Origin of the sequence: Klebsiella sp. BIGb0399 (genome assembly GCF_003752615.1) — a bacterium.
GTDB classification, from domain to species: domain Bacteria; phylum Pseudomonadota; class Gammaproteobacteria; order Enterobacterales; family Enterobacteriaceae; genus Klebsiella; species Klebsiella lignicola.
The window spans coordinates 261,605-274,928 of sequence record NZ_RKHT01000009.1 but is presented as its reverse complement, the minus strand read 5'-3'; the positions used below and the strand labels follow the sequence as shown (position 1 = coordinate 274,928).

At 56.9% G+C, this 13,324-nt stretch carries 11 protein-coding genes; 8 read left to right on the top strand and 3 right to left on the bottom strand.

Annotated features, from left to right (window positions below; translation table 11 throughout):
- Positions 1–85 precede the first annotated feature (85 nt).
- From EDF82_RS21955 to deoD, 5 genes are all read left to right on the top strand, one after another.
- The gene (locus EDF82_RS21955; protein WP_123757605.1) at positions 86–1,363 is read left to right on the top strand and encodes a NupC/NupG family nucleoside CNT transporter; all 1,278 of its coding nucleotides are present in this window, start codon (positions 86–88) and stop codon (positions 1,361–1,363) included.
- A gap of 442 nt (positions 1,364–1,805) precedes the next feature.
- On the top strand, positions 1,806–2,585 hold the full coding sequence (gene deoC / locus EDF82_RS21950; RefSeq protein WP_123757604.1) for a deoxyribose-phosphate aldolase: 780 nt from the start codon (positions 1,806–1,808) through the stop codon (positions 2,583–2,585).
- Positions 2,586–2,641: 56 nt separating this feature from the next.
- Positions 2,642–3,964, top strand: coding sequence for a thymidine phosphorylase (deoA, locus tag EDF82_RS21945; RefSeq protein WP_123757603.1), 1,323 nt, complete (start codon positions 2,642–2,644; stop codon positions 3,962–3,964).
- A gap of 52 nt (positions 3,965–4,016) precedes the next feature.
- Complete coding sequence (deoB, locus tag EDF82_RS21940) at positions 4,017–5,240, top strand: phosphopentomutase (RefSeq protein WP_123757602.1); 1,224 nt, start codon at positions 4,017–4,019, stop codon at positions 5,238–5,240.
- A gap of 62 nt (positions 5,241–5,302) precedes the next feature.
- The gene (gene deoD, locus EDF82_RS21935) at positions 5,303–6,022 is read left to right on the top strand and encodes a purine-nucleoside phosphorylase (protein WP_041143950.1); all 720 of its coding nucleotides are present in this window, start codon (positions 5,303–5,305) and stop codon (positions 6,020–6,022) included.
- Between the two features lie 84 nt (positions 6,023–6,106).
- Here the strand turns inward: deoD and lplA are convergent, their stop codons facing one another.
- Together lplA and EDF82_RS21925 are read right to left on the bottom strand one after the other, a co-directional pair.
- Positions 6,107–7,123: a lipoate--protein ligase LplA gene (gene lplA, locus EDF82_RS21930; RefSeq protein WP_123757601.1), complete on the bottom strand. Its 1,017-nt coding sequence runs from the start codon at positions 7,121–7,123 to the stop codon at positions 6,107–6,109.
- A gap of 11 nt (positions 7,124–7,134) precedes the next feature.
- Positions 7,135–7,776 carry a YtjB family periplasmic protein gene (locus EDF82_RS21925; protein ID WP_123757600.1) on the bottom strand — a complete coding sequence of 214 codons (642 nt, stop codon included), beginning with the start codon at positions 7,774–7,776 and terminating at the stop codon, positions 7,135–7,137.
- 103 nt (positions 7,777–7,879) lie between these two features.
- On the opposite strand from EDF82_RS21925, the gene serB reads away from it, so the two are divergent.
- From serB to nadR, 3 genes are read left to right on the top strand one after another with little or no spacing between them, the layout of a single operon-like run.
- Positions 7,880–8,851 carry a phosphoserine phosphatase gene (serB, locus tag EDF82_RS21915; protein WP_123757599.1) on the top strand — a complete coding sequence of 324 codons (972 nt, stop codon included), beginning with the start codon at positions 7,880–7,882 and terminating at the stop codon, positions 8,849–8,851.
- A gap of 10 nt (positions 8,852–8,861) precedes the next feature.
- Positions 8,862–10,244 carry a DNA repair protein RadA gene (gene radA / locus EDF82_RS21910; protein WP_123757598.1) on the top strand — a complete coding sequence of 461 codons (1,383 nt, stop codon included), beginning with the start codon at positions 8,862–8,864 and terminating at the stop codon, positions 10,242–10,244.
- A 56-nt stretch (positions 10,245–10,300) separates the two neighbouring features.
- Entirely contained in the window at positions 10,301–11,539 is a 1,239-nt protein-coding gene (gene nadR, locus EDF82_RS21905; protein ID WP_123757597.1) for a multifunctional transcriptional regulator/nicotinamide-nucleotide adenylyltransferase/ribosylnicotinamide kinase NadR, read from the top strand.
- A gap of 95 nt (positions 11,540–11,634) precedes the next feature.
- Here the strand turns inward: nadR and ettA are convergent, their stop codons facing one another.
- Positions 11,635–13,302, bottom strand: a complete 1,668-nt coding sequence (gene ettA / locus EDF82_RS21900; protein WP_123757596.1) for an energy-dependent translational throttle protein EttA — start codon at positions 13,300–13,302, stop codon at positions 11,635–11,637.
- Positions 13,303–13,324: the final 22 nt, after the last annotated feature.

Here is a 13,324-nt window from a genome sequence, read left to right as displayed (position 1 = left end):
AACTGAGAGTTAAGGCAAGAAAGATAGTTTCATGCCGTTATAATCCTGTTTTTAGTGCTGAACTATCAATACACAGGGACTCTGTATGCAAATCATCATGGGACTTATCGGCATGGTAGTGCTGTTAGCTATTGCCGTGCTCCTCTCCAATAACCGAAAAGCGATTAACCTGCGCACCGTCTTTGGCGCCTGGATGATTCAGGTGGGGATCGGGGCGTTAGTGCTCTATGTTCCTGCCGGGCGCAAGGTGCTGCTGGCGATGTCCGAAGGCGTTGCCAACGTGATTGCCTATGGCAATGAAGGTATCGGCTTTATCTTCGGCGGCCTGGTCTCCGACAAGATGTTTGAAGTCTTTGGCGGCGGCGGGTTTGTCTTCGCGCTGCGCGTCCTGCCGGTTATCGTCTTTTTCTCCTCGCTGATTGCCGTGCTCTACTATCTGGGCATTATGCAGTTTGTTATCCGTATTCTTGGTGGCTCGCTGCGTGCGGTTTTAAAGACCTCGCGTACGGAATCCCTGTCCGCGACGGCGAATATCTTCGTCGGGCAGACAGAAGCGCCGCTGGTGGTCCGTCCCTATATCGCGACCATGACCCGCTCTGAACTCTTTGCGGTGATGTGCGGTGGTCTGGCGTCGGTGGCCGGTTCGGTGCTGGCCGGTTATGCCCAGATGGGCGTGCCGCTCGAGTATCTGATTGCCGCCTCCTTTATGGCGGCGCCGGGTGGCTTGCTGTTTGCCAAAATTATCGTGCCGGAAACCGAGACCCCAGACGACCGACCTTCCCGCGATAAAAACGTTGCGGATCCGGACGCTCCGGCAAACGTACTGGATGCGGCAGCATCCGGCGCGGCCTCCGGCATGCAGTTAGCCCTGAACGTCGGCGCCATGCTGCTGGCTTTCATCGCGCTGATTGCTCTGCTTAACGGTATTCTGTCCGGCGTCGGCGGCTGGTTTAATCATCCGGATCTGTCGCTGCAGATGATCCTCGGCTGGGTCTTCTCACCGCTGGCATGGGTGATTGGCGTGCCATGGCATGAGGCTAATGTCGCCGGTTCCTTTATCGGTCAGAAGCTGATTATTAACGAGTTTGTGGCCTACATGAACTTTGGCGAGTACCTGAAAGCCGATGCCGACGTTGCGGCGGCGGGCCTGCAGGTGATTTCGGCCCAGACCAAAGCCATCATCTCCTTTGCGCTGTGCGGGTTTGCCAACCTGTCGTCTATCGCGATTTTGATTGGCGGACTGGGCGGCATGGCGCCGAACCGTCGCCAGGAGATCGCGCAGCTTGGCTTGCGTGCCGTGGCTGCGGGTACGCTCTCTAATCTGATGAGCGCCACCATCGCCGGGGTGTTCCTCGCCCTGTAGTGAGGTTACCGGCATCGTGCCGGTAGCCGTACCGGCGGCAATGTGCCGCCGGACCCCCTTCTCTATGTGATAATTCCATCACGCGCGACTTTGAAATAAAATCGCTTACTTTCAATGGCTAAGTGTTTTTTAGGCGATTTACTATGCGACGAATGTTGGTTGCGGTCGAGATCTCTCACATCTTTATGTTATTATAATAACATCCTCACGCGATGAGGAATTCTGGTTATGCTTAAAGCAGACTTAAAGAAAACCTGTCGCCCGCAGGAGAGATGCTGCGCTTGTTTAAGTGATGAATGTCACATTAAAGTAATGCAAATTCGCAATGAGTTTTCATTAACTGTGATGAATGTCGAAGTGTAACCGCGAGGCGATGTTACAATAGTAACAGACTCGCAAGGTGAACAAACCATTGAACGGCACTACGCCCTCGGAGTATGAAATGACCGATTTATCTGCAAGCAGCCTGCGCGCGTTGAAACTGATGGACCTGACTACGCTGAATGACGATGACACCAATGAAAAGGTGATCGCGCTGTGCCATCAGGCGAAAACGCCGGTAGGAAATACTGCCGCTATCTGTATCTATCCGCGCTTTATCCCGATTGCCCGTAAAACGCTGAACGAGCAGGGTACCCCGGACATCCGCATTGCGACGGTAACCAACTTCCCGCACGGTAACGATGATATCGATATCGCGCTGGCAGAAACCCGCGCGGCTATCGCCTACGGCGCGGACGAAGTCGACGTGGTCTTCCCGTATCGTGCGCTGATCGCCGGTAACGAGCAGATCGGGTTCGATCTGGTTAAAGCCTGTAAAGACGCTTGTGCAGCGGCGAACGTACTGCTGAAAGTGATCATCGAAACCGGTGAGCTGAAAGAAGAAGCGTTAATCCGCAAAGCCTCTGAAATTTCTATCAAAGCGGGTGCGGATTTCATCAAAACCTCTACCGGTAAAGTGCCGGTTAACGCCACGCCGGAAAGCGCACGCATCATGCTGGAAGTGATCCGCGATATGGGCGTTCAGAAAACCGTTGGTTTTAAACCTGCGGGCGGCGTGCGTAGCGCCGAAGACGCACAGCAGTTCCTGGCGATTGCCGACGAGCTGTTTGGTGCAGACTGGGCTGATTCTCGCCACTACCGTTTTGGCGCATCCAGCCTGTTGGCCAGCCTGTTGAAAGCGCTGGGCCACGGCGATGGTAAGAGCGCAAGCGCCTATTAATTCTCCTTTCGCGGCGGGTTTTCCGCCGCACTTAACCTGATTCCTCGGGGGGTACCGTGTTTCTCGCACAAGAAATTATTCGTAAAAAACGCGATGGTCACGCGCTGAGCGATGAAGAAATCCGTTTCTTTATCAACGGCATTCGTGATAACACCGTGTCGGAAGGGCAGATTGCCGCCCTGGCGATGACCATTTTCTTCCATGATATGAGCATGCCGGAACGCGTCTCGCTGACCATGGCGATGCGGGACTCCGGAACCGTCCTCGACTGGAAAAACCTGAACCTGAACGGCCCGATTGTGGATAAACACTCCACCGGCGGCGTTGGTGACGTGACGTCACTGATGCTGGGCCCGATGGTGGCGGCGTGCGGCGGCTATGTGCCGATGATTTCCGGGCGTGGTCTGGGCCATACCGGGGGCACGCTCGACAAACTGGAAGCCATTCCTGGCTTCGATATCTTCCCGGATGACGCGCGTTTCCGCGACATTATTAAAGACGTTGGCGTTGCGATTATCGGGCAGACCAGCTCGCTGGCGCCGGCCGACAAACGTTTTTATGCCACCCGCGATATTACCGCGACGGTGGATTCTATCCCGCTCATCACCGCCTCTATTCTGGCGAAGAAACTGGCGGAAGGCCTGGATGCGCTGGTGATGGATGTGAAAGTCGGCAGCGGTGCGTTTATGCCGACCTATGAACTCTCTGCGGCGCTTGCCGAAGCGATCGTTGGCGTCTCCAACGGCGCCGGCGTGCGCACTACCGCGCTGTTGACCGATATGAATCAGGTGCTGGCATCCAGCGCCGGTAACGCAGTCGAAGTTCGCGAAGCGGTACAATTCCTGACCGGTGAATACCGTAACCCGCGGCTGTTTGATGTGACCATGGCGCTGTGCGTCGAAATGCTGATCTCCGGCAAACTGGCCCGGGACGACGCCGACGCGCGGGCGAAACTGCAGGCGGTGCTGGACAACGGCAAGGCGGCAGAGGTCTTTGGCCGCATGGTTGCCGCCCAGAAAGGGCCGAACGATTTCGTTGAAAACTATGCGAAATACCTGCCAACCGCCATGCTGAGCAAAGCGGTCTACGCCGATGGCGAAGGGTTTGTGGCGGAAATGGACACCCGTGCGCTGGGAATGGCCGTGGTCTCGATGGGCGGCGGTCGTCGTCAGGCTTCTGACCTGATTGACTATAGCGTCGGCTTTACCGATATGGCTCGTCTGGGCGACAGCATCGACGGACAGCGACCGCTGGCGGTGATCCACGCGAAAGACGAAAGCAGCTGGCAGGAAGCAGCCAAAGCCGTAAAAGCGGCAATTAAACTGGACGATACGGCACCGAAAGAAACCCCGACGGTCTATCGCCGAATCACCGAATAGCGGTATACTGATCTGATCGCTTTTTTGCAGCGCAAAAGGTACGGAGAATAATATGAAACGTGCATTTATTATGGTGCTGGACTCTTTCGGCATCGGTGCGACTGAAGATGCCGCTCGCTTTGGCGACGTCGGCGCAGACACCCTGGGGCATATCGCTGAGGCGTGTGCGAAAGGGGAAGCAGACCATGGTCGTCAAGGCCCGCTGAATCTGCCAAACCTGACCCGTCTGGGTCTGGTGAAAGCCCATGAAGGCTCTACCGGTAAAATTGCTGCGGGTATGGACGGCAACGCCGAAGTCATCGGCGCGTACGGCTGGGCCCACGAGCTCTCATCCGGTAAAGATACCCCGTCAGGCCACTGGGAAATCGCCGGTGTGCCGGTACTGTTTGACTGGGGCTACTTCTCCGATCACGAAAACAGCTTCCCGCAGGAGCTGCTGGACAAGCTGGTTAAGCGTGCCAATCTGCCAGGCTATCTCGGCAACTGCCACTCCTCGGGCACCGTGATTCTCGATCAACTGGGCGAAGAGCATATGAAAACCGGCAAGCCGATTTTCTATACTTCTGCTGACTCGGTGTTCCAGATCGCCTGCCATGAAGAGACCTACGGCCTCGATAAGCTGTATGAGCTGTGCGAAATTGCCCGTGAAGAGCTGACCGAAGGCGGTTACAACATCGGCCGCGTTATTGCGCGTCCGTTTATCGGCGACAAAGCCGGTAACTTCCAGCGTACCGGTAACCGTCATGACCTGGCGGTGGAACCACCGGCGGCGACGGTGCTGCAGAAACTGGTGGACGAGAAAGACGGCCACGTGGTGTCGGTCGGGAAAATCGCCGATATCTACGCCAACTGCGGGATCACTAAAAAAGTGAAAGCAACGGGCCTGGATGCGCTGTTTGACGCCACCATCACCGAGATGAAAGAAGCCGGTGATAAGACTATCGTCTTCACCAACTTTGTTGATTTCGACTCTTCCTGGGGCCACCGTCGCGATATCGCCGGTTATGCTGCGGGTCTGGAGCTCTTCGACCGCCGTCTGCCGGAGCTGATGGCGCTGGTGGGCGAAGACGATCTGCTGATCCTGACCGCCGACCACGGCTGCGACCCGAGCTGGCAGGGTACCGACCACACCCGCGAACATATTCCGGTGCTGGTGTACGGCCCGAAAGTGAAAGCCGGTTCCCTGGGCCACCGCGAAACCTTCGCGGATATCGGTCAGACCCTGGCAAAATACTTTGGTACTTCTGACATGGAATATGGCAAAGCCATGTTCTGAGGTCATTGCCGGGTGGCGACAGCGCCACCCGGCACAAAAATTCAAATTAAAAGGAACTGAAGATGGCAACTCCACATATTAACGCCGAGATGGGTGATTTCGCTGACGTCGTGCTGATGCCGGGCGACCCGCTGCGTGCGAAGCACATCGCGGAAACCTTCCTTGAAGACGTGCGTGAAGTGAACAACGTGCGCGGCATGCTGGGCTTCACCGGTACCTACAAGGGCCGCAAAATCTCCGTCATGGGTCACGGTATGGGTATCCCGTCCTGCTCCATCTACACCAAAGAGCTGATCACCGATTTCGGCGTGAAGAAGATTATTCGTGTGGGTTCCTGCGGCGCGGTACGTGCTGATGTGAAACTGCGTGATGTCGTTATCGGGATGGGCGCGTGCACCGACTCTAAAGTCAACCGCCTGCGCTTTAAAGACCATGATTTTGCTGCAATTGCCGATTTTGGCATGGTGCGCAACGCTGTTGATGCGGCAAAAGCACTGGGCGTAGACGCGCGCGTGGGGAACATTTTCTCCGCCGATCTGTTCTACACGCCGGATCCGTCAATGTTCGACGTGATGGAAAAATACGGCATCCTGGGTGTGGAAATGGAAGCTGCCGGGATCTACGGCGTGGCGGCAGAGTTCGGTGCGAAAGCGCTGACCATCTGTACCGTTTCCGATCATATCCGTACCCACGAGCAGACCACCGCTGCCGAGCGTCAGACCACCTTCAACGATATGATCAAAATCGCGCTGGAATCCGTTCTGCTGGGCGATCAAGAGTAATCGTATCTCGTCCCTCTCCGTGGGAGAGGGACGCTGTTTCCCGCGGCGCGCCTGGCGCGGTCGCGGGAACGTCACCTGCCAGTACTACCGCACCGCCCCCGCGATCCATGTGGCCAGCTCACTCAACTCTTTTTCCTGCTCCGGGAAGGTGTCCCGCAACGTCTCGCAGGTTTGTTGCAATACCTCAGCCCGATACGCGCAGCCTTGTAATCGCTCAGCCAGCGCCTCCAGCGGTGCCGGATTCAGGCTATCGGTAAAGACCTGAGCTCGGGTGATATGCCCCTTCTCGACGTCAAAATGCAGCTCGACGCCGCCCCAGCTAAAGCGCTCATCCAGCAGGTGTGAAAAGGCCGGTGCCTGGCCAAAATTCCATGCCCAGCTGCTCTGGCACGCGAAGGTATCGGCAAAATTCGGCAGATCCGGGGTCTTATCCGGTGAAATGACTTCGGCGGCGACGCGTTCGCCGTAGTGATCGAAAAAGGCCTCTTCAATTGCGGTACACACCTGCTGGTGGGTGACGCCCGGCAGCAGTTCGACCAGGTTTGCCACCCGGCCGCGAACCGAGGTAATGCCTTTCGCCTGAAGCTTTTTCTTGTCCGGATTGAGGTAATTTGCCAGACGGCTCAAATCGGCATTCAACAGTAGCGTGCCGTGGTGAAAGCCGCGGTCACTGGTTTCGCGGTAGGCGGAGCCAGAAACTTTGCGATCGCCTTCGGCCGTTTTCACCACCAGGTCGTTGCGCCCGGACGCTTCTGCTGTAACGCCCAACGCGTTAAGCGCGGCCAGCACAATCCGGGTGGAGACGGTTTTGTCGTACTCCGGTTTACCGGCCATAAAGGTAAAGCAGGTATTGCCCAGGTCGTGGAATACCGCGCCGCCGCCGCTGCTGCGACGGGCCAGGCGCACGTTATCCTCTTCCATACGACGGGTGTTGCACTCTTTCCACGGGTTTTGCGCCCGCCCAATCACCACCGTGTCGGCGTTGCGCCACAGGAACAGCACCCGTTGAGTGGCGGGCATCTGGCGGAAGATGCACTCCTCGACCGCGAGGTTAAACCACGGATCGGTGGAGTCTGAGAGCAGCAAGCGGAGCGTCGACATCAGCGATTTCCTTATTCTGATTCATCTTTGTCTTCGTCCTGCACCGGTTTATTCGCGGTCAGCAGGAAGGGGGATTGTTGCCAGCGGGTGCGTTTACCCTGCAGCAGGGTACGAGTCAGCACCACGCCGATAGCCAGCGATAGCAGGAGCATCAGGCGTAAAATGTTGGTGGTATTATCCACCTGTTTTGCCTCGGTCGCTAAGGTATGGGTGTCCAGTGTCAGGCGCAGGTAGCCGAGCGGGCCGTTTTTACCTTCAATTGGCTCCACGATTTGCTGATTGAAGTAGCCGCCCGCTTTTTTGCCATCCAGCGCCAGCCGGTCGCGGACATTAACCCCTTCGCCCGAGCGGGCAACCAGATCGCCCTGATCGTCATAGACCCCGGCATCGAGGATCCGGCTCTGGCGAGTGAGCTGCTCCAGCAGCTGGCCGATGCGCTTTTCATCAGGCGTTTCGCTACGCATCATCGGGGCCAGATTCAGAGTAACCTGCTGCGCAAGGGTGCGAGCCAGTTCTTCTAACTGTGGATTACGTTGCTTTTGGCTGTTCTGGCTGAACCACGACGCGCCCTGCATCAGAGCAACGAGCAGCGCGAGACAGATAAGAACAATGACCGCGCGATGCAGTCGGAATTTCAGTTTTGCGCGTACCATATTCCACCTTTAATATTTACAGCTTAATGTTGCCAGAAGCGCTGGTTACAAGGTAGCCTCATGCGTTATTTTCCTGGCTTGAATAAAGAAATGTGGAGCCGTAATGCCAAACAGTTTGACCTGGTGCGATCTGCCCGAAGATGTTTCCCTGTGGCCTGGATTACCGCTTTCGCTGAGCGGTGATGAGGTCATGCCGCTGGATTATCACGCCGGACGTAGCGGCTGGCTGCTGTACGGACGCGGCCTGGATAAACGCCGTCTGACGGACTGGCAGCGTGAACTGGGGGCGGCGTTGGTGATTGTGGCTTCCTGGGCGGTCGACGACTATCAGGTGATTCGTCTGGCGGGCTCCCTGACGCAGCGGGCAACCCGGCTGGCTCACGATGCGGGGCTGGATGTCGCGCCGTTAGGCAAAATCCCTCATCTGCGCACTCCGGGGCTGCTGGTGATGGACATGGACTCAACGGCGATTCAGATCGAGTGTATCGACGAAATCGCTAAGCTGGCCGGCACCGGCGAACTGGTGTCGGAAGTGACCGAGCGCGCGATGCGCGGCGAGCTGGACTTCACCGCCAGCCTGCGCCAGCGCGTAGCGACGCTGAAAGATGCCGATGCCGGTATTCTGCTGCAGGTCCGTGAGTCGCTGCCGCTGATGCCGGGCCTGACCCAACTGGTGCTGAAGCTCGAAACGTTGGGCTGGAAGGTGGCGATTGCCTCCGGCGGCTTCACCTTCTTTGCCGAATACCTGCGCGATAAGCTGCATCTTGATACCGTGGTCGCCAACGAACTGGAGATCATGGACGGCAAGCTGACCGGCAACGTCATCGGCGATATCGTCGATGCGAAATACAAAGCCGCGACCCTGAAGAAGCTGGCGGAAAAATATGAAATCCAGCCTACGCAAACCGTGGCAATTGGCGATGGCGCCAACGATCTGCCGATGATCAAGGCGGCGGGGCTGGGGATCGCCTATCATGCCAAGCCAAAAGTGAACGAACAGTCGGAAGTGACCATTCGTCACGCCGATCTGATGGGGGTCTTCTGTATCCTCTCGGGCAGCATGAATCAAAAGTAAGAGGTAACACGTGGCGAAAGCTCCAAAACGCGCATTTGTCTGTAATGAATGTGGTGCGGATTACCCGCGCTGGCAGGGACAGTGCAGCGCCTGCCAGGCCTGGAATACCATCACCGAGATGCGCATTGCCGCTTCGCCGCAGGTGGCGAGAAACGAGCGTCTGACGGGCTACGCCGGGAATGCCGGCGTGTCGAAAGTGCAAAAACTGTCGGAGATCAGCCTCGAGGCGCTCCCGCGTTTCTCCACCGGCTTTAAAGAGTTCGACCGCGTGCTGGGCGGCGGCGTGGTGCCAGGCAGCGCGATTCTGATTGGCGGCAGCCCCGGCGCCGGTAAATCAACGCTGCTGCTGCAGACGCTGTGCCGGCTGTCTGAAAATATGAAAACGCTGTATGTCACCGGGGAAGAGTCGCTGCAGCAGGTGGCGATGCGCGCGCATCGTCTGGGGCTGCCGACGGCCAATCTCAACATGCTCTCGGAAACCAGCATCGAGCAAATCTGCCAGATAGCCGATGACGAAAAGCCGCAGCTGATGGTGATCGACTCGATCCAGGTGATGCATATGGCTGACGTACAGTCGTCGCCGGGCAGCGTCGCTCAGGTGCGTGAAACCGCCGCCTATCTGACCCGGTTCGCCAAAACCCGCGACGTGGCGATTATCATGGTTGGCCATGTGACCAAAGACGGCTCGCTGGCCGGGCCGAAGGTGCTGGAGCACTGTATCGACTGTTCGGTGCTGCTGGATGGCGACGCCGACTCACGCTTTCGTACCTTACGCAGCCATAAAAACCGTTTTGGCGCGGTGAATGAGCTAGGCGTCTTCGCGATGACCGAACAGGGGCTGCGTGAAATCAGCAACCCGTCGGCGATTTTCCTTAGCCGGGGCGATGAAGTCACTTCCGGCAGCTCGGTGATGGTGGTCTGGGAAGGCACCCGTCCGCTGCTGGTGGAGATCCAGGCGCTGGTCGATCACTCGATGATGTCAAACCCGCGCCGCGTGGCAGTGGGGCTGGAGCAGAACCGTCTCGCGATTTTGCTGGCGGTACTGCATCGCCACGGCGGCCTGCAGATGGCCGACCAGGACGTGTTTGTTAACGTCGTCGGCGGGGTGAAAGTGGCAGAAACCAGCGCCGACCTGGCCTTGCTGCTGGCGATGGTCTCCAGCCTGCGCGATCGCCCGTTGCCGCAGGATCTGGTGGTCTTCGGTGAAGTGGGGTTATCAGGTGAGATCCGTCCGGTGCCGAGCGGCCAGGAGCGGATTTCCGAAGCGGCAAAACACGGTTTTCGCCGCGCGATTGTTCCGGCAGCCAACGTGCCGAAAAAAGCACCAGAAGGGATGCAAATCTTTGGTGTGAAAAAGCTTTCAGACGCACTAAGTGTGTTTGACGACTTATAATTAAATACCCGTCGCCCCGGGTATTTTCTTTATTTTTGCTAAAGCAGGAGGCTCTTGTGTCATCGTTCGACTATCTCAAAACCGCCATAAAGCAGAAGGGCTGTACACTGCAGCAGGTTGCGGAAGCCAGCGGAATGACCAAAGGCTATTTGAGCCAATTGCTGAATGCCAAGATCAAAAGCCCCAGCGCGCAGAAGCTGGAAGCGCTGCACCGTTTTCTGGGGCTTGAATTCCCGCGCCGGCAAAAGAGCGTAGGCGTGGTGTTTGGCAAATTTTATCCGCTGCACACCGGGCATATCTATCTTATCCAGCGCGCCTGTAGCCAGGTGGATGAACTGCATATCATCATGGGCTACGACGATCCCCGTGACCGCGAGCTGTTTGAAAAGAGTGCGATGTCGCAGCAGCCGACCGTGCCTGATCGTTTGCGCTGGCTGCTGCAGACCTTTAAATATCAAAAAAACATTCGTATCCACGCCTTCAATGAAGAGGGGATGGAGCCTTATCCGCACGGCTGGGACGTCTGGAGCCATGGGATCCGCGCCTTTATGGATGAAAAAGGCATTGAGCCCAACTGGATCTATACCTCGGAGGAGGGCGATGCGGCGCAGTATCTCGAGCATCTGGGAATTGAAACCGTCTTGATCGATCCGAAGCGTACCTTTATGAGCATCAGCGGCGGGCAGATTCGTGAAAACCCCTTCCGCTATTGGGAATATATCCCGACGGAAGTGAAGCCGTTCTTTGTGCGCACGGTGGCGATCCTCGGCGGCGAATCGAGCGGCAAATCGACGCTGGTGAACAAGCTCGCCAACATCTTCAATACCACCAGCGCCTGGGAATATGGCCGCGACTATGTGTTTTCGCATCTTGGCGGCGATGAGATGGCGCTACAGTATTCTGACTATGACAAAATCGCACTGGGCCATGCGCAGTATATTGATTTTGCAGTAAAATATGCCAATAAAGTAGCGTTTATCGATACGGATTTTGTCAGTACTCAGGCGTTTTGTCTGAAGTATGAAGGGCGCGAGCATCCTTTTGTTCAGGCGCTGATCGACGAGTACCGCTTCGACCTGGTGATTCTGCTGGAGAACAACACCCCGTGGGTGGCCGATGGCCTGCGCAGTCTGGGGAGCTCGGTGGATCGCAAAGAGTTCCAGACGCTGTTGATATCGTTGCTTAAAGAGAATGAGATCGACTTCGTGCATGTGAAGGAGTCGGACTACGATGCGCGCTTCCTGTGCTGTGTCGATCTGGTGAAGCAGCTAATGGGTGAACCGCTCGCCATGTAGCCCGGATAAGGCGCTGACGCTACTATCCTGAACGGGGCGACGTGAGCCGCTTGTCGGGGTGAAAAAAAACGGGTGGCATTTGCCACCCGTTTTTATTACTTCGCGATACGCTTGTACTTGATTCGCTTTGGCTCCAGCGCATCGGCGCCGAGAGTGCGTTTCTTGTACTCTTCGTATTCGGTAAAGTTACCTTCGAAGAACTCGACTTTACCTTCATCCTGGTAATCCAGAATGTGGGTCGCGATACGGTCGAGGAACCAACGGTCGTGCGAGATAACCATGGCACAGCCCGGGAATTCCAGCAGGGCGTTTTCTAACGCGCGCAGGGTTTCGATATCCAGGTCGTTGGTCGGTTCATCGAGCAGCAGCACGTTGCCGCCAACCTGCAGCAGCTTCGCGAGGTGCAGACGACCGCGCTCACCACCGGAGAGTTCGCCCACGCGTTTACCCTGATCGACGCCCTTAAAGTTAAAGCGACCGACGTAGGCGCGGCTTGGCATCTCGGTGTTGCCAATCTTCATGATATCCAGACCGCCGGAGACTTCTTCCCACACGGTTTTGCTGTTATCCATCGCATCACGGAACTGATCGACGGACGCCAGCTTCACGGTTTCACCGAGGGTGATAGCACCGGCATCAGGCTGTTCCTGACCGGACATCATGCGGAACAGCGTGGATTTACCGGCGCCGTTCGGCCCGATAATCCCGACAATCGCGCCCTTCGGTACTGAGAAGGTCAGATCGTCAATCAGCACGCGGTCGCCGTAAGACTTACGCAGGTTGCTGACTTCAACGACTTTATCCCCCAGACGGGCTCCCGGCGGAATAAACAGTTCGTTGGTTTCGTTACGCTTCTGGTATTCCACGTTGTTAAGCTCTTCAAAGCGCGCCAGACGGGCTTTGCCCTTCGACTGACGGCCTTTCGCGCCCTGGCGTACCCACTCCAGCTCTTTCTCAATGGATTTACGGCGGGCCGCTTCCTGAGAGGCTTCCTGAGCCAGACGCTGATCTTTCTGCTCCAGCCAGGAGGAGTAGTTGCCTTCCCATGGAATGCCTTCGCCGCGGTCCAGCTCGAGGATCCAGCCGGCGACGTTGTCGAGGAAGTAACGGTCGTGGGTAATCGCCACTACGGTCCCTTCGAAGTCGTGCAGGAAGCGTTCCAGCCAGGCCACGGATTCGGCATCCAGGTGGTTGGTCGGTTCGTCGAGCAGCAGCATGTCTGGTTTTTCCAGCAGCAGGCGGCACAGCGCCACGCGGCGGCGTTCACCACCTGACAGGGTCGCGATTTTCGCATCCCAGTCCGGCAGACGCAGGGCATCGGCCGCCCGCTCCAGCTGAACGTTCAGGTTATGGCCATCGTGAGCCTGAATGATCTCTTCAAACTTGCCCTGTTGCGCGGCGAGTTTATCGAAATCGGCATCTGGCTCAGCATACTTCGCGTACACCTCATCCAGCCCTTTCAGCGCGTTAACCACTTCGGCGACCGCTTCTTCCACGGACTCACGAACGGTTTGCTCCGGGTTCAGCTGCGGCTCCTGCGGCAGATAGCCAATTTTCAGGCCAGGCTGCGGGCGGGCTTCACCTTCGATATCGGTATCGATGCCGGCCATAATGCGTAGCAGGGTAGACTTACCTGCACCGTTCAGACCGAGAACACCGATCTTCGCGCCAGGGAAGAAGCTCAGAGAGATATTTTTCAAAATATGACGTTTCGGCGGAACCACTTTGCCGACACGATGCATGGTATAAACGAATTGAGCCACGTTGGACTTCGCCTCTTTTATA

Bases quoted from the DNA above. Each gene is read 5' to 3' on its own strand.
- lplA (WP_123757601.1), bottom strand. From the start codon at position 7,123: ATGTCGACGCTCCGCTTGCTGCTCTCAGACTCCACCGATCCGTGGTTT.
- EDF82_RS21925 (WP_123757600.1), bottom strand. From the start codon at position 7,776: ATGGTACGCGCAAAACTGAAATTCCGACTGCATCGCGCGGTCATTGTT.
- deoD (WP_041143950.1), top strand. From the start codon at position 5,303: ATGGCAACTCCACATATTAACGCCGAGATGGGTGATTTCGCTGACGTC.
- deoB (WP_123757602.1), top strand. From the start codon at position 4,017: ATGAAACGTGCATTTATTATGGTGCTGGACTCTTTCGGCATCGGTGCG.
- serB (WP_123757599.1), top strand. From the start codon at position 7,880: ATGCCAAACAGTTTGACCTGGTGCGATCTGCCCGAAGATGTTTCCCTG.
- deoC (WP_123757604.1), top strand. From the start codon at position 1,806: ATGACCGATTTATCTGCAAGCAGCCTGCGCGCGTTGAAACTGATGGAC.
- EDF82_RS21955 (WP_123757605.1), top strand. From the start codon at position 86: ATGCAAATCATCATGGGACTTATCGGCATGGTAGTGCTGTTAGCTATT.